Annotated in this window: 19 protein-coding genes; 9 read left to right on the top strand and 10 right to left on the bottom strand. The window is 72.2% G+C overall.

Translation table 11 applies throughout. From position 1 onward, the window contains the following. Positions 1 to 32: 32 nt before the first annotated feature. From ACIBVL_RS07030 to ACIBVL_RS07040, 3 genes are all read right to left on the bottom strand, one after another. Complete coding sequence (locus tag ACIBVL_RS07030; RefSeq protein WP_399093094.1) at positions 33 to 2,375, bottom strand: glycoside hydrolase family 65 protein; 2,343 nt, start codon at positions 2,373 to 2,375, stop codon at positions 33 to 35. Continuing rightward, positions 2,372 to 3,124 (bottom strand): HAD family hydrolase, encoded by a 753-nt coding sequence (locus ACIBVL_RS07035; RefSeq protein ID WP_399093097.1) that lies wholly within the window; start codon positions 3,122 to 3,124, stop codon positions 2,372 to 2,374. Before ACIBVL_RS07035 ends, ACIBVL_RS07030 begins: the two co-directional genes overlap by 4 nt. A 63-nt stretch (positions 3,125 to 3,187) precedes the next feature. Further along, a complete protein-coding gene (locus ACIBVL_RS07040) occupies positions 3,188 to 3,583 on the bottom strand; it encodes a YybH family protein (RefSeq protein ID WP_399093100.1) in 396 nt (131 codons plus the stop codon). Positions 3,584 to 3,669: 86 nt separating this feature from the next. Between ACIBVL_RS07040 and ACIBVL_RS07045 the strand changes: the two genes are divergently transcribed. After that, on the top strand, positions 3,670 to 4,311 hold the full coding sequence (locus ACIBVL_RS07045) for a nucleoside/nucleotide kinase family protein (RefSeq protein WP_399093103.1): 642 nt from the start codon (positions 3,670 to 3,672) through the stop codon (positions 4,309 to 4,311). 261 nt (positions 4,312 to 4,572) lie between these two features. On the opposite strand, the gene ACIBVL_RS07050 is transcribed toward ACIBVL_RS07045, so the two are convergent. The 5 genes from ACIBVL_RS07050 to ACIBVL_RS07070 all read right to left on the bottom strand — a co-directional run bounded on the left by ACIBVL_RS07050 (position 4,573) and on the right by ACIBVL_RS07070 (position 10,961). After that, positions 4,573 to 6,291, bottom strand: coding sequence for a hypothetical protein (locus tag ACIBVL_RS07050; RefSeq protein ID WP_399093106.1), 1,719 nt, complete (start codon positions 6,289 to 6,291; stop codon positions 4,573 to 4,575). Positions 6,292 to 6,293: 2 nt separating this feature from the next. After that, on the bottom strand, positions 6,294 to 7,196 hold the full coding sequence (locus ACIBVL_RS07055) for a carbohydrate ABC transporter permease (protein WP_399093110.1): 903 nt from the start codon (positions 7,194 to 7,196) through the stop codon (positions 6,294 to 6,296). Continuing rightward, positions 7,193 to 8,104, bottom strand: a complete 912-nt coding sequence (locus ACIBVL_RS07060) for a carbohydrate ABC transporter permease (RefSeq protein WP_399093113.1) — start codon at positions 8,102 to 8,104, stop codon at positions 7,193 to 7,195. The genes ACIBVL_RS07055 and ACIBVL_RS07060 overlap by 4 nt, the downstream gene beginning before the upstream one ends. Before the next feature lie 123 nt (positions 8,105 to 8,227). After that, positions 8,228 to 9,550, bottom strand: coding sequence for an extracellular solute-binding protein (locus ACIBVL_RS07065; RefSeq protein ID WP_399093116.1), 1,323 nt, complete (start codon positions 9,548 to 9,550; stop codon positions 8,228 to 8,230). A 277-nt stretch (positions 9,551 to 9,827) separates the two neighbouring features. After that, the gene (locus ACIBVL_RS07070) at positions 9,828 to 10,961 is read right to left on the bottom strand and encodes an ROK family protein (protein WP_399093119.1); all 1,134 of its coding nucleotides are present in this window, start codon (positions 10,959 to 10,961) and stop codon (positions 9,828 to 9,830) included. A 320-nt stretch (positions 10,962 to 11,281) separates the two neighbouring features. Here ACIBVL_RS07070 and ACIBVL_RS07075 point away from each other — a divergent pair, with 320 nt between their 5' ends. From ACIBVL_RS07075 to ACIBVL_RS07100, 6 genes are all read left to right on the top strand, one after another. Next, positions 11,282 to 12,190, top strand: coding sequence for an N-acetylglucosamine kinase (locus tag ACIBVL_RS07075; RefSeq protein ID WP_399093122.1), 909 nt, complete (start codon positions 11,282 to 11,284; stop codon positions 12,188 to 12,190). A gap of 196 nt (positions 12,191 to 12,386) precedes the next feature. Further along, a complete protein-coding gene (locus ACIBVL_RS07080; RefSeq protein ID WP_399093125.1) occupies positions 12,387 to 14,312 on the top strand; it encodes a phosphatase PAP2 family protein in 1,926 nt (641 codons plus the stop codon). 92 nt (positions 14,313 to 14,404) lie between these two features. Further along, complete coding sequence (locus tag ACIBVL_RS07085; RefSeq protein ID WP_399093128.1) at positions 14,405 to 16,075, top strand: ArnT family glycosyltransferase; 1,671 nt, start codon at positions 14,405 to 14,407, stop codon at positions 16,073 to 16,075. 98 nt (positions 16,076 to 16,173) lie between these two features. After that, the gene (locus ACIBVL_RS07090) at positions 16,174 to 17,097 is read left to right on the top strand and encodes a MurR/RpiR family transcriptional regulator (protein ID WP_399093131.1); all 924 of its coding nucleotides are present in this window, start codon (positions 16,174 to 16,176) and stop codon (positions 17,095 to 17,097) included. 305 nt (positions 17,098 to 17,402) lie between these two features. Next, entirely contained in the window at positions 17,403 to 17,786 is a 384-nt protein-coding gene (locus ACIBVL_RS07095) for a hypothetical protein (protein WP_399093134.1), read from the top strand. 114 nt (positions 17,787 to 17,900) lie between these two features. Further along, positions 17,901 to 20,252, top strand: a complete 2,352-nt coding sequence (locus ACIBVL_RS07100; RefSeq protein ID WP_399094803.1) for a SpoIIE family protein phosphatase — start codon at positions 17,901 to 17,903, stop codon at positions 20,250 to 20,252. Positions 20,253 to 20,336: 84 nt separating this feature from the next. Here the strand turns inward: ACIBVL_RS07100 and ACIBVL_RS07105 are convergent, their stop codons facing one another. Then, complete coding sequence (locus ACIBVL_RS07105) at positions 20,337 to 21,284, bottom strand: peptidoglycan-binding protein (protein WP_399093137.1); 948 nt, start codon at positions 21,282 to 21,284, stop codon at positions 20,337 to 20,339. Positions 21,285 to 21,388: 104 nt separating this feature from the next. After that, complete coding sequence (locus ACIBVL_RS07110; RefSeq protein WP_399093140.1) at positions 21,389 to 22,216, bottom strand: hypothetical protein; 828 nt, start codon at positions 22,214 to 22,216, stop codon at positions 21,389 to 21,391. Between the two features lie 177 nt (positions 22,217 to 22,393). On the opposite strand from ACIBVL_RS07110, the gene ACIBVL_RS07115 reads away from it, so the two are divergent. Beyond that, the gene (locus ACIBVL_RS07115; protein WP_399093143.1) at positions 22,394 to 23,242 is read left to right on the top strand and encodes a bifunctional methylenetetrahydrofolate dehydrogenase/methenyltetrahydrofolate cyclohydrolase; all 849 of its coding nucleotides are present in this window, start codon (positions 22,394 to 22,396) and stop codon (positions 23,240 to 23,242) included. 122 nt (positions 23,243 to 23,364) lie between these two features. Continuing rightward, the gene (locus ACIBVL_RS07120; RefSeq protein ID WP_399094806.1) at positions 23,365 to 24,033 is read left to right on the top strand and encodes a TetR family transcriptional regulator; all 669 of its coding nucleotides are present in this window, start codon (positions 23,365 to 23,367) and stop codon (positions 24,031 to 24,033) included. Positions 24,034 to 24,065: the final 32 nt, after the last annotated feature.

The following is a 24,065-nucleotide window of genomic DNA, read 5'->3' on the forward strand; positions in this document are numbered from 1 at the left end:
TGCGGCCGGCGGCCGGGAAACACGTGGACGGCTCAGCGGGTGGTCGGCCCCCGGTGCGGGGGCTGAGCGGGAGCCGGGCGCGCCGGGGCCGCGGGTACCGCGCGCACGACGGGACCGTCCCCGTTGACGGTGACCGGTGCGCCGTGGTGGCTGATCGTCAGGGGGCCGCCGGCCAGCAGCGTGTACGTCGCCTTGTCGGGGCCGATCTCCACGCGCAGGCGGCTGCCGAGGAGTTGCACGCTGAAGGCGAGACGGCTGAACCTCTCCGGCAGACGGGGCGCGAAGCGGAGGCTGTCGCCGTCGCGGCGCAGTCCGCCGAAGCCGGCGACGAGGGCCGTCCAGGTGCCGGCCAGGGAGGCGATGTGCAGTCCGTCGCGGGTGTTGTGCTCCAGGTCGGCCAGGTCCATCAGCGCGGCCTCGGCCGTGTAGGCGTACGCCAGTCCCAGATGGCCGGCCTGAGTGGCGATCACGGCCTGGCAGCACGCGGAGAGGGAGGAGTCGCGGACGGTGAGGGGCTCGTAGTAGGCGAAGTTGCGGGCGAGCTGCTCGTCGTCGAAGTGGCTGCCGCAGGTGTACATCGCGAGGACCAGGTCGGCCTGTTTGACGACCTGTTTGCGGTAGAGGTCGAAGTACGGGAAGTGCAGGAGGAGGGGGTACTGGTCGGGGCGGGTGCCGGCGAAATCCCAGTGCTGGTAGCGGGTGAAGCCGGCGTGCTGTTCGTGGACGCCGAGTTCGTGGTTGTACGGGATGTGCACCGCCTCGGCCGCGTCGCGCCAGGCGGCGCTCTCCTCCTCGTCGACGCCGAGCCGGGCGGCCTCCTCGGGGTGGCGTTGGACGGCGTCGGCGGCGGCGAGGAGGTTCGCGCGGGCCATGAGGTTGGTGTACGTGTTGTCGTCGGCGACCGCGCTGTACTCGTCGGGGCCGGTGACGCCGTCGATGTGGAAGGTGCCGTGGGCGTCGTGGTGGCCGAGCGAGCGCCACAGCCGGGCCGTCTCCACCAGCAGTTCGACGCCCGTGGTCCGTTCGAAGTCGGCGTCCCCGGTCGCGGCGACGTACCGCACGACGGCGTCGGCTATGTCGGCGTTGACGTGGAAGGCGGCCGTCCCGGCCGGCCAGTACGCGCTGCCCTCGGAGCCCTCGATGGTCCGCCAGGGGAACGCGGCGCCGCGCAGGCCGAGTTGGGTGGCGCGCTCACGGGCGGCGGGCAGGGTGTTCTGCCGCCAGCGCAGGGCCTCGGCGACGGCGTCGGGCGCGGTGTAGGTGAGCAGGGGCAGCACGAAGGTCTCGGTGTCCCAGAACGCGTGCCCGTCATAGCCCGAGCCGGTCAGGCCCTTGGCGGGGATGGCGCGCTGCTCGGCGCGGGCGCCGGCCTGGTAGACGTGGAAGAGGGCGAAGCGGACGGCCTGCTGGATCTCCTCGTCGCCGTCGACCTCGACGTCCGCGCGGGCCCAGAAGTCGTCGAGGCAGGCCCGCTGTTCGTCCAGGAGGCCCTGCCAGCCGCTGTGTCCGGCGGCGGCGAGGGCCGCCTCCACCTGGTCGCTCATCGCCGGCCGGGAGCGGGCGCCGGACCAGCCGTGCGCGACGAGCTTCTCCACCCGCAGCGTCTCGCCCGGCTCCAGGACGGAGGTGACGGTGAGGCGGGCCACGTCGACGTTGCTCTCGCTGGCGGTGGTGGTCCGCTCGGGGCCGGTGACGGTGTGGTCGGCGGCCACGGCCACCCTGAGCCCGCTGCGTTTCGTACGGTGCACCAGCCGGAGCCGGTTGCCGACGGCGACGTCCTCCTCCGGCTCCAGCGGCGACTTCAGGGCGCGGGCGGCGCGCGGGTCGCCGTCGGGGTCGGGCAGGCTCTCGTTGGCGACCAGCTCGGACTGGATCACCACGCGGGAGCGGCTGCCGACGGCCTCCACCTCGTAGGCGACGGCGGCGACGGCCCGCTGGGTGAGGGAGACCAGCCGGGTCGAGCGCACCCGGATCGTGGACCCGGCCGGCGAGGTCCACTCGCAGGTCCGCTCCAGGACGCCCCGACGCAGGTCGAGCACCCGCTCATGGGCGACGAGACGGCCGTAGCGCAGGTCGAACGGCTCGTCGTCGACCAGCAGCCGGAGGATCTTGCCGTTGGTGACGTTGATGACGGTCTGTCCGGACTCCGGATAGCCGTAGCCCGCCTCCGCGTAGGGCAGGGGGTGCAGTTCGTGGACGCCGTTGAGGTAGGAGCCGGGCAGGCCGTGCGGTTCGCCCTCGTCGAGGTTGCCGCGCCAGCCCACGTGCCCGTTGGACAGCGCGAACACCGACTCGCTCTGCGCGAGGACGTCGAGGTTGAGTTCCGTCTCGCGCACGCACCACGGCTCCACGCCGTACGAACGGTGGGTGATCACGCGTCCCCTCCCCGTCCCAGAAGGTCTGCCAGGTCCTTGACGACGACGTCCGCGCCGTGCGCGGACAGCGCGTCGGCCTGTCCGACGCGGTCGACGCCGACGACGTACCCGAAGTTCCCGGCGCGCCCCGCGTCCATCCCGGCCAGCGCGTCCTCGAAGACGGCCGCCCGCGCCGGCTCGACGCCGAGGTCGCGGGCGGCGGCGAGGAAGGTGTCGGGGTGCGGCTTGCCGGGCAGCCCGCGCTCGGCGGCCACCACGCCGTCGATCCGGATCTCGAAGAGGTGCTCGGCGCCGATCGAGCGCAGCACGTCGCGGGTGTTGGCGCTGGAGGAGACGATCGCCGTGCGCAGCCCACGCGCGCGGACCGCCTCGATGTAGCGCAGGGTGCCGTCGTAGGCCTCGACGCCCTCGGTGCGGATCTTCGCCAGGAGGATCTCGTTCTTGCGGTTGCCGACGCCGTGCGCGGTCGCCGCGTCGGGCGGATCCTCCGGGTGGCCCTCGGGCAGGTGGATGCCCCGGGAGGCGAGGAAGGTGCGGACGCCGTCGGCGCGCGGGCGGCCGTCGACGTACTCGTCGTAGTCGTCGGCGGTGTCGAAGGGACGGAAGCCCTCCCCCTCGCGCTCGCGCAGAAACGCGTCGAAGGTCTCCTTCCAGGCAGCCGCGTGCACCACGGCCGTCCGGGTGACGACCCCGTCGAGGTCGAAGAGGCAGGCCTGGATGGTGTCGGGGAGCCCGAGCGTCGTCGTCATACAGGGTCGGTTCCCCGGGATCGGCCCTCTCAACGGTGTGGCACACGCCACACCTTCGCGCCATCAGTCGTGCGGGAACGAGTGGTGCTCGTGCGCGATCAGCCAGCGGCCGTGCTCCTTGCGCAGGCCGAAGGTGAGGCGCAGCCGCAGGGTGGGGGTCTCGGCCAGCTCCTGGGGTGTGCCGCAGCGCAGCAGGGCGTGGGCGTAGGCGACGTCCTGACCGGCGGTGACGTCGAGGGTGTCGATGTCGAAGCGGGCGCCCTGGGCCTGCCAGGCGAAGAACGGCGGCCACAGGGCCCGGTAGGCCGCGAGACCGCGGAGGCCGGCGTGTGGCGGGGGGACGTAGTACAGGACGAGGTCCTCCGTGTGGTCGGCGAGGACGGTGTCGAGGTCGCCGCGGTGGACGGCGTCGGCCCAGCGGGTGATCAGAGTGCGGATCTGCGTCTCGTCGTCGGACACGGTCGCCCTCCTCTCGATACGAATCGATACGAACCGGTGCGGATCTGCGTGGGGTCTCCTTCCAGGAGACTGCGACACTCTGCTGTGTGCTCACTTTCGACGATCTGGTGCATCGGGCCCGTTCCCTCGCCGGGGACGGCCGGCGGCGCACGCTGCTCGGCATCACGGGCAGTCCGGGCGCGGGCAAGACGACTCTCGCCGAGCGCCTGGTGAGGGAGCTGAACGGCGACGGCGTGCCCTGGGCCGCGCACGTCCCGATGGACGGCTTCCACCTCGCCGACGTCGAACTCGACCGCCTCGGCCGCAGGGACCGCAAGGGTGCCCCGGACACCTTCGACGCGGCCGGGTACGCGGCCCTGCTGCACCGGCTGCGGGAGCGGACGGACGGCGAGGACATCGTCTACGCGCCGGGTTTCGAGCGGGTGCTGGAGCAGCCGGTCGCGGGCGCGGTCCCCGTACTTCCCAGCGCCCGGCTGGTCGTGACGGAGGGCAACTACCTCCTCCTCGGCACGGGTGCGTGGACGCGGGTGCGGGCGGCGCTGGACGAGGTGTGGTTCTGCGAGGCCGACGAGGACGACCGGGTCCGCCGGCTGGTCGCCCGGCACGAGGAGTTCGGCAAGGGCCACGAGGAGGCGGTGGCCTGGGTGGAGAGAAGCGACCAGCGCAACGCCGCGCTGGTGGCGGGAACGCGGGAGCGGGCGGACCTCGTGGTGCGCATACCCCTGTGAGGCCGGGGCCGTTGTCGGCGCCGCCCGTTGCGGTGTCCACGTCGTGGCCCACACCGTGCGCGGCCCCCGGATGCCCTCACCGGCTGACGGCGCGCAGCGTCGACTGCGGCGCCCCGTGGGCGTCCTCCGCTCCGACGACCGCCGTGAAGGCGTCCCTCCTCCCCCCGGCTGACGCCGGAGGGCAGGGCCTGCTCGATGACGTCGGCGAGGACGGCGTTCAGCCCTTCATGCCCGAGGTGGCCATGGCCGGGGTCGTCCCGGTCACCCGACAGGGGCGGGCCGGCGGGTACGCAGCGCGACGGTCAGTGTGTGCGGGCCCTGTCCACCGACGTAGACGCGGTTCCCGATCGTCGCGTCGGTGCCGCCCACCACGGTGTGGTCCTGGCCGGGGTCGTACCGCAGTACGTCGCCGCGTTCCGGCCCGGCGAGCGCTTCGCCGGCCTGGACGCCCACCTCGACCCGGATCTCGTCGTCACCGACCCGGTACGTCATCGGCCCGGTCGTCAGGCACCAGCGTCCGTCGCCGACCGGTACGGCGCCGTCCGGCACTCCGCCCGGCCGGAAGGTCAGTTCGAGGGCCCAGGGCACCCGCGGTCCGCTGATGTCGATCCGGAGGTCGGCACCGTCCTCCCTCAGGTCCACCTCGACGCGGGTCGTGTGGGAGACCTCGTCCCGAGGCCGGTCCGGGAAGGCCATCGCGGCGGAGAAGCGTCCCTCGTCCACCAGCCGGTAGACGCCGTCGTCCCGCCTCCGATCCGCCGGGAGCGGCTGGTAGTAGGCGGCCGTGAGGGTTTCGGTGAGCCGGTACCGGTTGTCGGCGAGCTGTTCCATGCCGGCGGCGCGGAACGGGCCCAGGTCGAAGAACCCCCGCGAGAGACGGACCGCGTCGAGGACGGCGTCGCCGGCGAACAGGCGCAGGAAGGTGGGGTTGCAGGCGAGGCCCGAGCGGATGCGCCGGTGCCCGGGCACGTCGGAGCCGCCGTAGACCACCGTGTGCGCGGTGGTGGAGGCGCGTGCGGCGAGGCGCGCGGTGGTGAGGTACCGGTCGCGGGGCAGTGTCTCGGCGACCGGAGCCGGCAGCGCGTGGCACAGGTCGGGGGTGAGGAGGGTCTGGGCGAGCAGGTCGGGGTCGTCGATGCCGCCTGCGGCCGCCAGCCGCGCCGCCCGGCTGAAGTCGCCCCGGCCGGTGCGGACCGCGAACAGCCGGTAGTGCGGCAGGTAGGGCGCCAGCGGGAACGGGTGGTTCTGGTCCTGCCGTCGCGAGTGGACGGTCTCCACCGTGCCGTCCGGCCTGATGAGGTCCAGGGTGGTGGCGAGGTTGCGTTCGACGGCGTCCCGCAGGTCGGCGCGGCCGAGCACGTCGGCCAGCAGGATCAGCGAAGGGTTGGACACGTGGGCCGCGTAGTTGGCGCTCCGTTCCGAGTACAGGCCCTCCGCGTCGATGTCGACGCCCTCGGCGAGCCACTCCTCGACGCGGTCGAGCAGCCGGTCGTCGGGGAACGACCGGTGCAGTCGGGCCAGCGCCGCGCACAGCTCCCAGCGGTGGTTCGGGGTGTGCACCCCCCCGGTCAGGAGACTGCCGGACGCGGCGCCGGCGATCTGCGCGAGCGCGGCCGTGACGTCGCGCAGTTCCGGCCCCGCGCCGGCGGCGAGGACGTGCGCGTCGCACACGTCGTTGACGGTGAACGCGGAGTCCGGCGGTGACTGCACGTTGTCGCCGCCGGCGAAGAGGCCGGTGGTGGTCTGCGCGGCCCGCAGGGCGCCGAGGTGGGTCATCGCGGCGGCGATGGCCCGCCTGCTGCCGTGCAGTGCCGAGTCCGGGGACCGGTACGCCGCGACCAGGGTCTTCACCCGGCGCGCCAGAACGCGGTGGGTCACACCGGCGGGTTCCTCGTCGGGGACGGCCGCCGGCGGGGTGGCCAGCCGGTCGGCGGCACGGGCCGCCGCGCGGAGGAACTCGTGGTCGAGCGCGGAGGTCACGGTCAGTCCTTCAGTCCGGCATTGATGTCGGCGCTCATCACGTAGCGCTGGAAGACGAGGAAGATGACGATCAGCGGGATCATGGAGATGACCGATGCGCCGAGCAGTACCGACCAGTTGATGTTCTGCGCGCCGACGATGCTCTGGATGCCGATCTGCACGGTGAACTTGTTGGGGTCGTTGAGCATCAGAAGCGGCCAGATGTAGTCGTTCCACCGCCACTGGAATGACAGGATGGCGAGGGTCAGCATGATGGGCCGGGAGAGCGGCACCATGATCCGCAGGAAGATCGACAGTTCGCGGGCGCCGTCGATGCGTGCGGCTTCCACGAGTTCGTCGGGAACCGTCAGGAAGAACTGGCGGAACATGAAGCATCCGGTCGCGGTGAGCACGGCCGGGAGGATGATGCCGGCGAAGGAGTTGTAGAGGCCGAGGTTGCGGACGACCAGGAACTCCGGGGCGAGCATGACCTCGGACGGCAGCATCGTGGTGGCCAGGATGCAGATGAAGAAGACCTTGAGCCACTTGTTGTCGTACTTGGCGAGCGCGTACCCGGTGCAGCAGCTGACTCCCACCGTGAGGATCGTCGTGATCACGCACACGATGGTCGTGTTGATGAAGTACTGGGAGAAGTTGGCACTGCGCCACGCCGTCAGGTAACCCGACAGGGTGGGGTTGTGCGGAACCGGCGTCAGCGGATAGGAGAACAGATCCGAGGCCGGCTTGAGGGAGCTGAGGATGAACCACAGCACCGGCAACCCGTAGAGGCACGCCAGGATCCACAGCAGCGTCGTCGCGGGCACCGCCCGCCGGAGCCCACCGCTGCCCCCGCTGCGGGGCCGCTTCTTGGAGACGACCCGTCCGGGACCGGCGTCGACCGGGCGTGGCATGTCTGTGGTTGTCATCGGTTCTCCACCCGCCGGTTGACGATCAGCTGGATGATCGCGACGGCCATCAGGATGAGCATGAGCACGAATGACGCGGCACTCGCGTAGCCGATCTGGCCCCGTTTGAAGCCGGTCTCATAGATGTACTGGACAAGCAGGTTGTTCGACGTTCCGGGTCCGCCGTTGTTGAGGGCGACGAACACCGGGTATTCCTTCATCGCGTTGATCGTGTTGAGCAGGATGACGATGAACGAGGTGGGCGCGATGCTCGGCAGCGTGATGCTGATGAACTGGCGCCATGGGCCGGCGCCGTCGAGCGAGGCCGCCTCGTAGTACGACACGGGTACGTTTCTGATCGCCGCGATGAACAGCAGCATCGAGAAACCCGTCCAGGCCCATGATGCCGCCATCACCACCACGATCAACGACAGGTCCGCGTTCGACTGCCACGGAACGGCACTTCCGCCGAGCTTCTCGATGACGTAGTTGACCAGTCCGAAGTTCTCACCGAACAGCCACCGCCACAGGACACCCACGACGATGGGCGACAGAAGCCACGGGATGAAGAAGATGACGCGGGCGACCGACGCGCCCTTGGCGTGCTTGCTCACCACCAGGTTGGCGGCGAGCAGCGCGAGCGCGAAGTTCAGTGGAACGAAGAGCACGGCGTACAGCAGCGTCCGGGTCAGCGCGGCGTAGAAGGTGGAGTCCCCGAACAGGTTGTGGTAGTTGTCCAGTCCGATGAACTGGAACGCCCCCACACCCGTGTAGTTCGTGAAGGAGTAGACGAGCCCGATCACCGCCGGCCAGACGAAGAACAGCGCGAAGAGCACGACATTGGCCGCGATGAGGACGAGCGGCGCGATGATGTACCTGTTGCGTCTCCTGGGCGGGCTCGCGGACACGGCCGAGGCGCGTTTTGTCATCTTCCTGACTCCGTGCTGGTGGAATGGATTCCCTGTGGGCTCACGCCATGAGCCCGGCATCACATGGGCGCCGGGGCCGGGCGGCGGTGTCGTGACTCCGCCGCCCGGCCCCCTGGCCTACGATCAGCCACCGACCTGCTGGTTGTAGCCGGCCACGATGTTCTCCAGTGCCTTGTCGGCCGACTGCTGGCCGTTGATCGCCTTGCCGAGCTCCGTCTTGGTCGGGTCCTCGGTGAGGCTCTTGCCCTTCAGCACCCAGTTCGTCTGCGCGGTGTTGAAGTAGCCGGAGATCGGGGCGTAGAGCGGAATCTCCTCGTTGTACAGCTTGAACGCCGCCTGCGCCGCCTCGGAGGTGAAGGGGTACTTCGGGCTCAGACCGCTCTCGACCGGCAGGAAACCGGACGCCTCGCACAGCGCCTGGTAGTGGGCCGGCTCGTACAGCCAGGACAGGAACTTCGTCGCGGCGGCGGCCGCGTCGCCGTTGTTGTTGAAGCCGACCGTCATGCCGCCGCTGTTGACGTCACTGGCCTGCACGGGCTGGGCGGGAGTCGGGACGCTCGCCCAGTCGAACTTCTTGATGCTCTCCGCGAAGGCGGGAACCTGCCACACGCCGGACCAGTAGGCGACCACGTCACCGCTCTGGAACATGGCCGACGGGTCGGCGCCGCTGGTCCACACCGACTTCGGCATGGTCTTGTCGTCGTTCAGTCCGACGAAGTAGTTCACGGCCTTCTTGGTCGCCGCGTCCACCGAGAACTTGCCGGAGGAGTCCGCGTGGACGTACTTGCCGCCCATCTCGTACACCATGGCGCGGAGCCGGGACGGCGACTGGTCGAACGTCAGGGAGTACTTGGCGCCGGTCTTCTCGCGGACCTTGTTCGCCGCGGCGATGAAGTCGGTCCACGTCCAGGTCTTGTCGGGCGAGGACGGGAAGGAGACGCCGGCCTTCTTGAACAGCGTCTCGTTGATGAACAGGCCGGACGCGGTGACGTCCGAGGGGATGGACAGCACCTTCCCGGACGAGTCCTTGGCGAGGAAGTTGGCGTTGATCTTGTTGCTCTTGTCGTTGGCGATGGAGCTGAGGTCGATCAGCTTGCTCGACCAGATCGGGTCCAGCGCCGGCACGGCCGCCACGTCGGGCAGGGAGTTCGCCTGCGCGGCGTTGTGCAGCTTCGTCGCGTAGCCGTCGTAGGGGATGTTGACGAGCTTGACGTTGACGCCGGTTTCCTTCTTGTACTGCGCCACCATCTTCTTCCAGCCCGCGTCCTGCCCCGGAACCGTGGAGATCCAGAACGTCAGCGACTTGGAGGTACCGCCCGAGTCGGATCCCGACCCGCAGGCGGAGAGCAGCAGGGCACCTGCCGTGGCCACGGCAGCGAGGGGGACCAGGCGGCGCATGCCGCCGCGGCCGAGTCGGCGGGAGCGCCGCACACCCACAGTGGTCATCTTCGATCCCTTTTCGTCATTGGGGACGGAGCACGGCGCCGACCGAGGCGGCACGGGTGCATTTTGCAGGAGGGTTCGGCTTTCCGAGGGCGCGGCCTCGCCCGGCCGCGTCATCCTGACGGGCGAGGGTCCCCGGCCGCTGTGGCCGTCGCCGCACAAGCACGCCCTGGTGCGGTTGCCGTACGTTCGAGTACGGGCGGGACGCTCGTCCCAAGCCGGCGTCCCGGCCGACTTAGAAAGCGCTTGTCCGGACATTGGCAGACCGAGTCCGAAACCGTCAATCCTTCGTCCGCGCCGCCTCGGTCACGGTTTGGACTCCTCTGGCGACCGCGAGCCGTGCCGCGCCCACGACGGTGCCGAGATCACCGACCTGGCTGCTGACCACTTCGGTGGGCCAGCTCAGCCGCTCCAGCTCGGCCCGCACACCGGGCAGGAGCTGCGGAAACGCGCCGGTGCTGCCGCCCAGCACGATCAGGCCCGGGTCCAGCACGGCGGTCACGGCGGCGGCCAGCCGGCCCACGTCGACGGCATGGCGGTCCACGACGGCACGGGCGGCGGCCCGGCCCTGGCCGGCCAGGGCGAAGAGCCGCTCGGTGGTGCGCGGGCACGGCCCGTCCCGGTCCGCCCACGTCTCCCTGGCCCGGCGCAGCAGCGAGCGGGCGCCGATGTACTCCTCCAGGGCCTCCCGGCGCGGCTCGCGGCCGTCGTCCCAGGGGTAGGGCAGCCGCGCGAGCTCACCGGCGGCGCCGTTCGAGCCGCGCAGCACCTGGCCGCCGACGACGATGCCGAGACCGATACCGACGCCGATCCGCAGATAGCCGAAGGTGTGCCGGCCGCGGGCGGCACCCTCGTGCAGCTCGGCGAGCGCGGCGCAGTTGACGTTGTTCTCCAGATGGACGGGGACGCCCGGGGGCAGGGCCACGGCCATGGCGTCGAAGACGGGCCCGGCCTTGGCCGTGGCGGGGCGCATTCCGCTGCCCTGCAGGTCCCGGGCGGTGACGTCACCGACGGCGACGACGATGGAGCGCAGCGGGGCCCCCTCGGGCAGCGCGGCGAGCGCCTCCCGTACGGCGTCCGCGGCGTCCTCGCGGGAGGCGGTGGCCTCGGCGAGCAGCATGCCGTCCAGGGCGCAGCCCCTGACCCGGGTCTGGGCGGGGCCGAGGTCGACGGCCAGGACGGCGCCGGCGGCGGGGCCGAGACGGTATACGGCGGCGGAGCGGCCGGTGCCGCTGGAGGCGGTGCCGGAGTGGGCGGCGAGCCGGGCGCCCTCCAGTTCCGCCACAGCGGAGGAGACGGTCGGCTTGGACAGCCCCGCGAGGCTCGCGAGCTGCGGCCGGGTGGCTCTGCTCGCCTGCGCCAGCACGGCGAAGACCGCGCTGGCGCTCTCGGTCAGGCGGGGGGCTTCCGCCACGTCGTGTTCCACAGTTTCCCCCACACGGGTACCGGGCCGCGCACCCGGCCGATCGGTTCGGCGGACTGCGGCGATGGGATGCGACGACGGCGCGCTTTCCCGCCCCGTGACGGCCCGGGAAGGTGCCGCCGAGGTCGAGTGCGCGACTTCTCTTGACGCACTGTACTTCGTTAGTTAACTTCCTAACGAACTTCACGGTACTCGCCTGCCGTGCTCGCCAGAAGCCCGTCCCGGGGCTTCGCTAGTTCACGAGAACCCACAATTTCGCAGGTCACGGTTCGCCCACCGTCGCAGCTCGATGCAACGACGAAAGAGGATCCGTGCAGGACTCCCCCTCTTCGCGCCCCCTCGTGGTCGGCGTCGACGTGGGCGGTACCAAGACGCATCTCCGCGCGGTCGCGGGTGAGGACGTCGTGGCCGACCGCGTCGTGCCGAGCAGCGGCTGGCGGCCGCACGACACCGCTGCCGCCGCCCGGTGGCTGACCGGGCTCGTCCACGAGTCGCTGCCTTCGGGCGTGCGCCCCGCCGCGCTCGCCGTCGGGGCGCACGCCTGTGAGACCCCCCGGCAGTGCGCGCAGATCCGCGCCGCCGTCCAGGATCTTCTCGGCGGGCCCGCGCACATCGTGGGCGACGCCGAGCTTCTCGTGCCCGCCGCCGGGCTGGACAGGGGGGCCGGCCTGGTCGCCGGCACCGGTTCGGTCGCGGTGGGCCTGCTGCCCGACGGCACCCCCGTGCAGGTGGGTGGCTGGGGCGCGGTCCTCGGCGACGAGGGCGGCGCCGCCGGACTCGTCCGGGAGGCGGCACGGGCCGTATGGGCCGCCCACGACCGCGGGGAGGAGCCGGACGCCCTCGCCGTCGGTCTCGTCGCCGCCTTCGGGGTGCCGGAGGTCCCGGCGCTCGGCGCGGCCCTGGAGAGCGCCTCGGACGTCTCCGCCGAGTGGGGCCGGCACGCCCCCGTCGTCTTCGCGGCCGCCGCCGACGGCTCCGGTCTCGCCCGTGCCGTGATCGCCGGGGCGGGCGAGGCACTCGCCGCGCTCGTCGTCCGGCTCGCCGCCCGCGGGGTCGTGGTCGACGACGTGGTGGTGGCGGGCGGCACCGTGCTCGGGCAGCCGGCACTGTACGAGGCGTTCACCGCCGCGCTCGGCGCCGCCGTACCGGGAGCACGGCCGCGGCGGCTGACCGTACCGCCGGTCGAGGGCGCGGTGGCGCTGGCGCGTTCGCTTCTGTGAGGCGCCGACTCCACGTTCATCCGCATGACATGTACTGGTCGCCGGGCCCTCGCGGAAGAGACACAGCCCGGCCGTAGATCTTCGCTCGTATGCGTCATCCGGCTCACAAGTCAACACAAGCCCCACGAGCCGCACATGACTGACCGTATCTCTTCCCTCTGGCCCCACGGCCGAAGAACTCAAGAGAGGCACACCCATGCCGTCATCCGCCGGGCTCTCCTCCCCCTCGGCCGTGAACGCCGTGAACAGAAGGCGCTTCCTGAAGGTCTCCTTCGGTGGCTCGGCGGCGCTGGTCGCCGCCCCGGCGCTGGTCTCCTGGCTGGGCGCCGCCGACGCCAAGGCCGCCACGAGCCCGCTCGCGTTCGTCGACGACTACAAGACGAACGTCCTGACGAACCTCACGCCCGAGACCAACGCCGTGGTGCGGATCCTCGGCGGCTTCGCGCAGGTGTGGAAGACCGGCTCGGCCTGGAACACCGGCACCCCGCTGCGGCCCGAGATCCTTCGCGCCAACATGCGCTACTGCGCCGCGCTCACCGGTGCCCGCACGGAGGCCCAGGGCAAGGAGGCGTTCGTCTACGACCGTCAGCACCAGAGCTACGCGATGATCGCCGGCCTCGGCCCCCTGGCCGACCTCTACAAGGCCGGCGCCAAGGCGGTCACGTCGATCACCAGCGCGCCGGACACCACGCCCGCGACCACGATCAGCGACTCGGTGCCCGCGGACGCGCCCGCCGGCAGCGCGCTCGGCGCCGGGTCGTACACCTCCGACCTCGGCCAGGTCGCCAGGCTCGTCGACACCGTGCGCGGCCCGTACGCCTCGGGCAACCCGGGCAAGTACGCCTTCCAGTACCCGCGCCCCTGGCGCATGAACGAGGACAGCGAGGTCGTCGACACCGGGAGGACCGACGCGCTGGGCTACCCGGTGTACGACTCCAAGGTGGTCGTCGTGCCGCAGCTGCTGCGTCAGCGCGGCACGTCCGCGACCGACGACGGCGGCTTCCCGAGCGGCCACACCAACGCCTTCCACCTGGCGTCGCTGGCGTTCGCCTACGCCGTGCCCGAGCGGTTCCAGGAGCTGGTGACCCGTGCCCTGGAGCTCAGCCACACCCGGATCATGTCCGGCATGCACTCCACGGTCGACGTCATCGGCGGCCGGATCATGGCCACCGCGCTCGCCGCGGCCGCCCTCGCCGACCCGGCCAACGCCGACCTGAAGGCGGCCGCCCGCGCCCAGGCCCTCGCCTACTTCACCGCGAAGACCGGCACCACCGCCGACACGCTGTTCGCCTACGCGCACTCGGACGCCTCCGACGAGTACGCCGACCGGGAGGCCAACGCCCGCACCGTCGCGCCGCGGCTGACCTACGTCCTCGAGCGGCAGGGCCGCAAGGAGCCCCTCACCGTGCCCAAGGGCGCCGAGGTGCTGCTGGAGACCCGGCAGCCGTACCTCACGGCCGAGCAGCGCCGAGAGGTGCTGCGCACGACCGCGCTGCCGTCGGGATACGTGCTGCTGGACGGCTTCGAACAGTGGGGCCGCCTGAACCTGTTCGCAGCGGCGGACGGGTACGGCTCCTTCGACTCCGACGTCACGGTCACCCTGGACGCGTCCAGGGGCGGCTTCCACGCGGCCGACGCCTGGCGCAACGACATCGAGGGCGACGGCGGACTGACCAAGCGCGGTTCCGGCACGCTGACCCTGACCGGCCACAACCGCTACCACGGCGGCACCGCGGTGGAGGCGGGCACACTCGTCGCCGGGCATGCCGACGCGCTCGGCCAGGGTGATGTGCGGCTGTCCGGCGGGACGCTGCGCGCGGAGCTGCCGGTGCGGGTGCGCGGCGCCTGGTCCCAGGAGTCCGGCGCGGTCCTCGACCTGCCGCTGCGCCGCGAGCACGGGGCCGTCCTCACCGTGTCCGGGCGGGTCCGCCTCGGCCGGGGCTCGGTGCTGTCGCTGCGCCTGGACGCCGAGCGGCCCGCGGTCGCCGGGACCACCGTCCGGGTGATCGACGCGGCCGCCCTGCGCGGCCAGTTCGACCGGGTGGAGCTGAACTCCGACCGGCTGCGGGCCGTACCTGTCTACACGGCGGACGGTCTGTCGGTACGACTCCTGAAGCGGTAACGCCCCTGGTGGCGGGAGCTGGTGCACAGTGGGCCCATGGGGCCGCCGCTGACCGCTCCCGCCATCGCCGGGCCGGTGTCGCCGCGGGGCGGATGATGACGCGCACACAGCACACGGTCCTCGAACCGGCTCCCGGAACCTCGGCGGCACGGCCGCGGCCACGCTCCCGCCGCCGGTGGCTCGTGCCGCTCCTGGCCGTCGTCCTGCTCGCCCAGATGGCGGTCGCGATGGTGACGACGGCGGTCCAGCAGACGCCGACCATCGACGAACCGGTGTACGTCGCCACGGCCGCCGACTACCTGCACGAGCACCGCCTCCGCCACAACCCCGAGCATCCGCCGCTCGGCAAGCTGGTCGTCGCCGTCGGGGTGGCCCTCGCCGACCCGCACGTGGACCCGGACTTCACCGGCGACCAGACCGAGGCGGGCCGGCATCTGCTCTACGAGTCCGGCAACGACCCCTGGCGGCTGATGCTGTGGGCGAGGCTGCCGGTGATCGTCCTGACGCTGCTGTTCGGCCTGGTGGTGTTCGTCTTCGCCCGCGACCTCGCCGGGCCGGTTCCCGCCGTGGCCGCGCTCGCCCTGTACGCGTTCTCCCCCGACGTGATCGCGCACGGGTCGCTGGCGACGCTGGACGTCCCGGCGGCGGGCTTCCTGCTGACGTCGGCGTGGCTGTTGTGGCGGGCCCGGGACGGCGGGGCGCGGCTGTATCTGCCGTCGGCCGGGGCCGCGCTCGGCGCCGCGCTCGCCACGAGGATGAGCACGCTGCCCGCCGTCCCGGTGCTGGTGGTGCTGGCGGCCTGGTCGGTGGGGCTCAGGCGCACCCGTAAGGCCCTGCCGGCGGCGGCCGTCGTCGGGATCACCGCCGTGGCGGTGGTATGGGCGACGTATCTGGTGGTCGATCCGCGGCTGCGCTGGGATCCGCGGGGGACCCATGTGCCCGTCGTGCACGGACTGCGCGGACTGCTGGTGCGGCTGCTGCCCCTCCCGGAGGCGTACCGGGACGGCATGCGGATCCAGTTCGGGCTGGAGAACCAGCCGTGGCAGGGCTTTCTGTTCGGGCATGTGCACTCCGGCCCGCGCTGGTACTACCTGCCGGTCGCTGTGGTGGTGAAGACCCCGCTGGGCATGCTGGCCCTGTGGGCGGCCGGGGCGGTCGTCCTGGTGGCCGTACGGCGGCTGCGGCCCGCGGCGCCGTATGTGCTGGTCCCGGCGGCCGTGCTGCTGGTCTCGGCGATGACCGGGTCGCGGAACCTCGGCACCCGGTACGCCGTCTTCCTGCCCATGTTCCTGGCGGTGGCCGCCGGATGCGTGCCGACGGTGCGGTGGCGGTGGCGGCAGGTGGTGACGTGGGGGCGGGTGGTGTCCTGGGGGCTCGTGGCGTTCGTCGCGGTCAGTTCGCTGCGGACGTTCCCCTTTTACCTGCCGTATTCCAACGAGGCGTTCGGCGGGCCGGCGAAGACGCATCTGCGGCTGCACGACTCGAACGTGGACTGGGGCCAGGACCTCGGCCGGCTCGCGCACCGGCTGCACGGACGGTACGCGGGCCGGCGGGTGTGGCTCGTCTACAAGGGCAGCGGCGTGCCCGCGTACTACGGCATCCGGGCCTCCGACCCCCGGCGGGTGCCCCCGCGCGAGGTGCACGGGGTGCTGGTGGTGTCGGACTCCGCGGTCGCCCAGGCCAGGGGGCGGCTGGCGCAGCTGATCCGCTCCAGCCGGGAGGTCGGCGAGGTCGGGCACTCCATCACGATTTACCAGCGGTAACGACCGGCGGGGTGTGCGCCGGGCGCGGTCTCGGGCACGCTGTCCCGCACGCTCTGTGAGCTATGTTGAGCTGCGTGGGAGACAAAGGAGGCGCACCGGTGCCATCGCCGCAACAGGCACGCGCACAGGCATCAGCGATCACCTCGGGCAAGACGGACCCTGAGGCGGAGGTGTCCCCGACCTCCCGGCTCAGGGCCCTCTTCGACGGGCCCCATCTGTCCCCGGGGCAACGGCGCATCGCCCAGTACCTGATCGAGCACATCACCGAGGCGGCGTTCCTGTCGATCACCGACCTCGCCGACCGGGTCGGGGTCAGCCAGCCCTCGGTGACCCGGTTCGCCGCGGCCGTCGGCTTCAGCGGTTACCCCGCGCTGCGCGAGAGGCTCCAGTCGATCGCGCTGGGCACCCTGGCCGGCGGCCCCGCCCCGGCCGAGGTGAACGGGAGCAACGAGTTGCAGGCGGCGGTCGACGCGGAGATCGAGAACCTGGAGAACCTGCGGCGCGACTTCGCCGATCCGGACCGGGTCATCGAGATCGGCCGGGCCCTGTCGCAGTCGACCCCGCTGACCATCCTGGGCCTGCGCATCTCCGCCTCGCTCGCCGAGTACTTCGCCTACGCCGCCCGCCGTGTCCACCCGGACGTACGGCTGGTGACCCGGGGCGGCAGCGTCGCCTACGACGCGTTGCTGCAGTCCCGGGAGGCCGGCGGGACCTGGGTGCTGGCGTTCTCGATGCCCCGGCACGCCCAGGAGACCCTGACCGCGGTACGGGTCGCGCGCAGCGCCGGCCTGAAGGTCGCGCTGGTGACCGATCTGGCGCTGGGCCCCGTGGCCGACGAGGCCGACGTCACCTTCGCGACCGGCACCGGATCGCGCCTGGTCTTCGACTCGTACGCGGCCCCCGGCATGATGGCGGCCGCGCTGCTCCAGGCCATGACCGACGCGGGCCCGGAGCGCACCCAGGCGCGGCTGGAGGAGTACGAACAGATCGCCGAGCAGCACCAGTTCTTCCTGCGTGAGTGACCGAACCCCACGCCCACCCCCTCCCCCCGGAAATGCGCAGAGGGATCATTGCGGACACATCGCACATGAATGTTTTCATACGTCTTGCAAAGCCGACGGCATATATAAATACTGCTCACGGCCGCACCCGCCCGCGAAGGGCTCCTGTACGGGCATCCGAAGCCGTCGTCCCCTACCCACGTCGGCGCCGAGGGTGCTCGGGGCATCGCTCGCGCGAGCGCCCGTGGCGGCCCCGGTCATCCCCTAGACCGGGGCCGCCCCAAAAACGTCGGACCACCCGTCCCGACACCGCACACCCGGAAGCGATGACCATGACTCTGACGACGACGCAGCGCATCAGCCCGGACTGGCCCTGCCAGGTCAAGACCCCCGGCAGCTACGACTGGGAGCGCTCGGCCGCCAAGTGGCTGCGCGAACTGGTGCCCGCGCGCTACGCCAGCTACCCGGTCCTGCTGCGTCACCCGGTGCTGCTCGGCCGCCACGCTCAGATCCAGGTCCAGCAGGAGGTCCGGGTGGCCCGCACCGCCCTGCAGACCGCCCGCGCCGATCTCCCCCGGCTGGGGATGCCGGAGTCGGTCATCGAGCACACCATCAAGGTGTACGCTGCCGAACTCATGCAGTTGCAGCACATCGCCCGCAGCGTCCGCGCCGTGACCCAGGCTCTGGTGGAGCACAACTCCGGCCGCTGAACGGCACGCTCCGCTCCGGGCGTCAACCCCTGATGGGGGCGTTGCCGAAAGGCCGCGATCGCATCCGCGTCCGTGTGCCATCCTCAAGGCGTGACGAGCGAACCCGCCCTGCCCATGGGGTCCGGTGATGTGCCCGACATGGCCGCCCTGACCCGGGTCGTGGCCCGCCAGCGCGCGGAGATGGACCGGCTGCAGGACCTGGCGGCCACTTCTGCCGTCCTGGAACGGGCCAAGGGCGCGGTGATGGCCGGAACGGGGTGTTCCCCTGACGCCGCGCAGGAGGAGCTGCAGCAGCGGGCGAAGGCAGCCCGGCGGACCCTGCTGGAGGAGTGCTGGATCACGCTCGGCTCCCTGGCTCCGCCGACGAGCGCCGCGCCGCGGCCGCCCGTGGCCGACGCCGCCGTCCGGGACGCACCGCTCCCGGCTCCGGGCCAGGCCGGCTCGGCAGCCCTGGCCCGCCTCGCCAAAGCCCTTGTGCGCGTGGGCACCACGCAGGACCTCGCCCGCTGTCTGCTGGACCGGCTCGCCCCGGACGTGGGCGCCGACGCGGTCATGATCTACGCACGGCTGCCCGCGGGCGGACTGGAGCTGGTCGGCCACGCCGGGGTCGACGACACCCTCGCCCGGCAGTGGGGCCGGGTGCCACCGCTGTCCGGGATCGCCGCGCTGGACGCCATGGCCGCCGGAGAGCCGCGCTGGCTGGAGGACGCCGGGGCGGACCAGAAGCGGTACCTGCTGATCGGGGACCCGCCCCAGCAGTGGGGCTCACGCGCCTGGCTGCCCGTGGCCATCGGGGAGTCCGCCGAGGTCGCGCTCGGGGTGCTGCGCCGCAGCGAGGGACCGTTCACGAGCGGCGTGCGAGAGCATCTGCAGGCCGTCGCCCGACTGTGCGCGGGCCCGCTGCGCACCTTCGGGGTCCGGCAGGAGCCCACCGTGCGCGACGCCGCGGACTCCGTGCAGACGGTGTTCGACCGGCTGCCGGTCGCCGCGGTACTGCTCACCCCCGTGCGCGGCCCGTCGGGAACCGTCGAGGACTTCCGGATCGACGCCGCGACCGCAGGCGCGTCCGACGCGGTGGGCCGCAGCGGCCGCGAACTGGTCGGCCTGCGCTTCCTGGAGTGCTGGCCGACGGCGGCGGACGAGCCGCTGTGGCAGGGATGCCTGGAGGCGCTCGCGGCCGAGGAGCCGTACGAGAGCGAGCCGTTCGCCCGGCAGCAGGTCGTCGCCGGGGTCGGCGAACTGTCCACGTACTCGGCACGGGCGGCGCGCATGGGCGACGGACTGGTCGTCAGCTGGGTCCGGCACGAGCCCTCGGACCGGCAGGAACAGCGGCTGGCGGACGTGCAGCGGCTCGGCAGACTCGGCTGGGCCACCTGGAGCCTGGTCACCGGCGAGGGGAACTGGTCCTCCCAGGTCTTCGCCCTCCTGGAACGCGATCCGGCGCACGGACCCGTGCCGCTCGCCCAACTCCCGCGCCTCGCCCTGCCCGAGGACCTGCCCGCGCTGACCCGTGCCGTCGGGGATCTGCTGCGGGACGGGCGGCCGTGCGACGTGCCGTTCCGGATCGCGGCCCGCGACGGCATCCGTCATCTGCGGGTGGTCGCCGAGGCGGTGGCGGACGCCGAGGGCACGCCCGTCGAGGTGCACGGCTTCGTCCAGGACGTCAGCGCCCAGCGCAGCGCCGAACTCGCCCTCGTCGCCAGTGAACGGGCGATGCTCACCCAGCACGGTGTGCTGATGGCCGAGCGCACGGTGGCCGCCCGCCTCCAGGACGCGCTGCTGCCACTGCCGAAGCAGCCCGTGCGGCTGTCCGGTCTCCGGGTCGACATCGCCTATCTGCCCGCGCAGTCGGGGCTCAACGTGGGCGGCGACTGGTTCAGCGCCATCGAACTGCCCGACGGCGACGCCCTGTTCGTGGTGGGCGACGTCGCCGGGCACGGCATGGACGCCGTCGCCTCGATGGCCCTGCTGCGGTTCACCGCCAAGGGCATGATCATCACCGGGTCGTCGCTGACCGGGGCGCTCGTCCGGCTCAACGCCCTGCTGCTGCACTCCCGCGACTCGCACGGCACCGCGACCATGATCCTGGCCCGCTACAGCCCGGCCGAGCGGCGCCTGGTCTGGGCACAGGCCGGTCATCCCCCACCGCTGCTGCTGAGCAACGGCGACGTCCGCTACCTGGAGCGCCCGCACGGCATGCTGCTCGGCGCGAGCGACTCCCCTCGCTACGAGGAGGCGGAGTGCGTTCTGGCACCGGGCGACCGACTGGTGCTGTACACCGACGGGTTGGTCGAACGGCCCGGGGAGAGCATCGACCGGGGCCTGGAGAGACTTGCCCTGGCCGCCACACTGCCCGGCCCCGGCGGATCGGCCCCGCTGGAGCGACTGCTCAGCGCGATGCTGGAGCCGGAGGGGCGGGACGACGTGTGCGTGCTGCACATCCGGGTGCCGGAGGACAGCCCTTAGGCCGGTCTCCCGCGTCCCTGCCCGCCGCTCGCTGCGACAGGCGCCACGCTCCTGTCCCGCCCTCGGGTCCGGAGGGGCACCGCGTCATCCGTTGGTGCGTGACTCCAGCGCCTCGCGGGTGTCGTCGCCGTAGACACCGTCCTCGTCGCCGCGGATGCCGTACCAGAGCTGGAAGCGGGCGACCGCCTCGGCGAGGACGGTGTCGTAGCGGCCGTCGGTGGCGCCGTTCTGGTACACGTCCGGGATCTTCAGCAGCCGCTGCTGGAGGTCGGTCACCTCGGGACCGGTGTCCCCCTCCCGCAGGGTGCCGGCGCCGTCGGGATCGGCCGATGGTGAGGAAGGGGCGGTCTCGGAGGCGGTCGGGGCCGGCTGGACGGTCTCCGCGGCCGCCTCGCCGCCCCGGCCGGGCACCAGGAGGGCACAGGCGAACCCGACGAGCGCCGCGGCGCATACGCCGACGGTGATGGCGGCACGCCGCAGTCCGGCACCGGAGCCCGACCGGTCACGCGCCCGCCCCCCACTCACCACGGACGCGGCCCCGTGGGCGGCACGCCGTCGCCTCCCTGCACTGCCGGCGTCCGCCCCACCGCGCGCCGCACCGGTCCGCCCGGTGACCGTCGCGTATGCGGCACGCCTCCGCTCCTGGACGCCTCCCGGCACCGCCGCACCACGGTACGAACCCGCGGCCTGTCCGGGCCCGGCCCCTGTCGGCCCCGGAGAGAACGCGTACCCGTCGCCCGTCTCGGGCCGCCCCGGCGGAGGCTCGTGCGGGGCGTGGTCGCCTGTCCAGTCCCGGTCGGCGGCCGGTTCCGGCGGGGGTCCGTCCTGCGGACGGTGACCTGCCCGGTCACTCCCGCCGGGCGGACCCACCGGCGGGAATTCCTCCGTCTCCGGCTCGATGTCGGCGGCCGGCTCCGCCGGCAGGGGGATCGACTCGTAGGCGACGGGGTCCTTGGTCAGTTCGGTCATCTCGCGGAAGAGTTCCGCCAGGGCATCGGTGTTCCGGGGCCGCAGGACCCTGATGGGCTCCACGATCCGGCGTTCCTGCGATTCTCCGGGTTCGGCCGGTGTCGGCACCCTGGTCTCCCTCCGTTCCGTGTCCCCCGGGAGAGATACGGGCGTACGCGCGGCGGGGTTCAGTCGGTGAGGAAGCGCCGCAGGGAACGCGCGGTCGCGGCGACGAAGGCGTCCCGCCCGCGGTCGTCGAGGGCGTCCAGGGAGAGGTACGGGTTGAGGTCCTCGAGTTCGACCAGCAGCAGCCCGCCGTCGGGGGCGCGGCAGGCGTCGACGCGCTGGATGCCGTACGCCATGGTGTTCCAGGCGATGAACCGGTGGGCGAAGGCGAGGTCGTCGGCGGTGGGTTCGTAGGGCTGGAGGTGCCAGCGGCGGTCGGGGTCCGGGGCGTACAGGGCGTACTGGAAGTCGTGGTCGACGAAGTAGAAGGAGACCTCGTACGCGAAGTCCACGCACGGCTGGACGAGAACCGTGCCGTCGGCCAGGGCCGGGAGGCGGTCGGGGGTGACGATCCGCAGGCCTATGGAGTCGGCGCCCAGCTTCGGCTTGACGACGTAGCGGTCGGCGTCGGGGAGGTGGCGCAGATCCTGCGCGCGGTCGACCGTGGGGATCACCGGGAACCCCTGGGCGCTCAGGTCGAGCAGGTACTGCTTGCCGGCCATGTCGGCGCGCCCGGTGAGCGGGTTGTAGACGCGTACGCCGTCCCGCAGGGCGCGCTCGCGGAAGGCGTCGTACTGCCGCGGGTAGCCGAGGACGGGCCCGCTGTTGCGGACGACCACGGCGTCGAAGGAGCCCATCAGGGCGGCCGCGTCCAAGGGGTGGCACAGGGCCAGGTCGAAGTCGGTGCGCAGCCGGGAGGTGAGGAAGACGTCCTCGTCGCCGTAGCGGCGGCCCCGGGCCGGGTAGGCGAGGTCGGTGACATAGAGGAGGCGGGGGCGGGCGGGGGGCACTGAGGTCTCCTCGGGGAGGGGGCGGCGCGGAAAGGTTACGTGGGGTCGGGAGGGACTCCTGCGGGGAGGTGGGCGAACGGGTCGTACGATGGCAGGACCGTCGCTTTATCCTCGCTGTTCCTCCTGCTGTCCTCCTGCTGTTGTTCTGCTTTTTCTTCTGAAGGGCTCGTCGACTCCGTGACCACCGCAACACTTCTCGACGGCAAGGCCGCCGCGGCCGACATCAAGAGCGAACTCGCCCCCCGCGTCCAGGCGTTGAAGGAGCGCGGCATCACGCCCGGGCTGGGCACGATCCTCGTCGGCGACGACGCGGGCAGCCGTTCCTACGTGGGCGGCAAGCACCGGGACTGCGCGCAGGTCGGCATCGCGTCGATCCGGGTCGAGCTGCCCGCCGACGCCTCGCAGGCCGACGTCGAGGCCGCGGTGCTGCGGCTGAACGCCGACCCGGCCTGCACCGGCTTCATCGTGCAGCTCCCGCTGCCCGCCCACATCGACACGCACGCCGTGCTGGAGCTGATCGACCCGGTCAAGGACGCCGACGGGCTCCACCCGACGAACCTGGGCCGACTCGTGCTGGGCATCCCGGCCCCGCTGCCCTGCACCCCGCGCGGAATCATCGACCTGCTGCGCCGCAACCACGTGCCGATCACCGGCCAGCAGTTCTGCGTCATCGGCTGCGGCGTGACCGTGGGCCGACCGCTGGGTCTGATGCTGACCCGCGCCACCGAGCACGCCACCGTGACCCTGTGCCACGAGGCCACCCAGGACGTCGCGGCGCACGCCCGGGAGGCGGACGTGGTGGTGGCCGCGGCCGGTGTGGCGCACCTGGTGCGGCCCGACTGGATCAAGCCGGGCGCGACCGTGCTGTCGGTGGGCCTGACGCGCACGGTCGAGGGCGTCCTCGGCGACGTCCACCCCGACGTCGGCGATGTCGCCGGCTCCTTCGCCCCGCCGATCGGCGGGGTCGGCCCGATGACCCGGGCCATGTTGCTGACCAACGTGGTCGAAGCCGCCGAACGGCTCTGACCTCGGCACGCCGTGCCAGGCACTCGGTTCCCCGAGCCGAGGGAACTGAGTGCCATGCGCCCCTCCCAGGTGTTACGTTCCCGTCCATGAGCGCCACTGAGAAGGCGGAGGTCAAGCCGCCCATGCGGGACGCCCTGGTCGCGGCGGCCTTCCGGCTGTTCCTGGAGCGGGGCTACGAGCAGACCACCGTCGACGACATCGTGGCCCTCGCGGGCGTCGGCCGGCGGTCCTTCTTCCGCTACTTCCCCTCCAAGGAGGATGTGGTCTTTCCCGACCACGAGCGGTGCCTGGCCGACATGACCGCCTTCCTCGCCGCGAGCGACGAGGGCGTGGAGCCGGTGCGGCGCGTGTGCGACGCCGCCCGCCTGGTGCTGCTGATGTACGCCGAGAACCCCTCCTTCTCCGTGCAGCGCTATCGGCTCACCAAGAAGGTGCCGGGGCTGCGCGCCTACGAGTTGTCGGTGGTGTGGCGGTACGAGCGCGCCCTCGCCGCGTATCTGCGGGGCCGCTTCGCCGGCCGGTCCGACGGCAGCCTGCGGGCCGACGTGATCGCCTCCGCCGTGGTCGCCGCGCACAACAACGCCCTGCGCTCCTGGCTGCGTTCGGACGGCCAGGGCGACGCGACCGCGGCCGTGGACCACGCGCTGGCGTATGTGCAGTCCGCCTTCGGCACAACTCCCGCGCCGAAGGCGGACGAGCACCCCGAGGACGTGGTCGTGGTGGTCTCCCGGCGCGGGGCGCCGCTGTGGCGCGTGGTGCAGGAGATCGAGACGACACTCGGGCGGAACTGAACCGCTCACATTGAGGGTACGCAGTACCTTTA

Origin of the sequence: Streptomyces sp. NPDC049687 (assembly GCF_044465285.1) — a bacterium.
Taxonomy (GTDB): Bacteria; Actinomycetota; Actinomycetes; order Streptomycetales; family Streptomycetaceae; genus Streptomyces.

Excerpts from the sequence above, each read along its gene's own strand:
- ACIBVL_RS07035 (WP_399093097.1), bottom strand. The coding sequence starts at position 3,124 with ATGACGACGACGCTCGGGCTCCCCGACACCATCCAGGCCTGCCTCTTC.
- ACIBVL_RS07055 (WP_399093110.1), bottom strand. The coding sequence starts at position 7,196 with ATGACAACCACAGACATGCCACGCCCGGTCGACGCCGGTCCCGGACGG.
- ACIBVL_RS07060 (WP_399093113.1), bottom strand. The coding sequence starts at position 8,104 with ATGACAAAACGCGCCTCGGCCGTGTCCGCGAGCCCGCCCAGGAGACGC.
- ACIBVL_RS07065 (WP_399093116.1), bottom strand. The coding sequence starts at position 9,550 with ATGACCACTGTGGGTGTGCGGCGCTCCCGCCGACTCGGCCGCGGCGGC.
- ACIBVL_RS07080 (WP_399093125.1), top strand. The coding sequence starts at position 12,387 with ATGCCGTCATCCGCCGGGCTCTCCTCCCCCTCGGCCGTGAACGCCGTG.
- ACIBVL_RS07085 (WP_399093128.1), top strand. The coding sequence starts at position 14,405 with ATGATGACGCGCACACAGCACACGGTCCTCGAACCGGCTCCCGGAACC.
- ACIBVL_RS07095 (WP_399093134.1), top strand. The coding sequence starts at position 17,403 with ATGACCATGACTCTGACGACGACGCAGCGCATCAGCCCGGACTGGCCC.
- ACIBVL_RS07100 (WP_399094803.1), top strand. The coding sequence starts at position 17,901 with ATGGGGTCCGGTGATGTGCCCGACATGGCCGCCCTGACCCGGGTCGTG.
- ACIBVL_RS07120 (WP_399094806.1), top strand. The coding sequence starts at position 23,365 with ATGCGGGACGCCCTGGTCGCGGCGGCCTTCCGGCTGTTCCTGGAGCGG.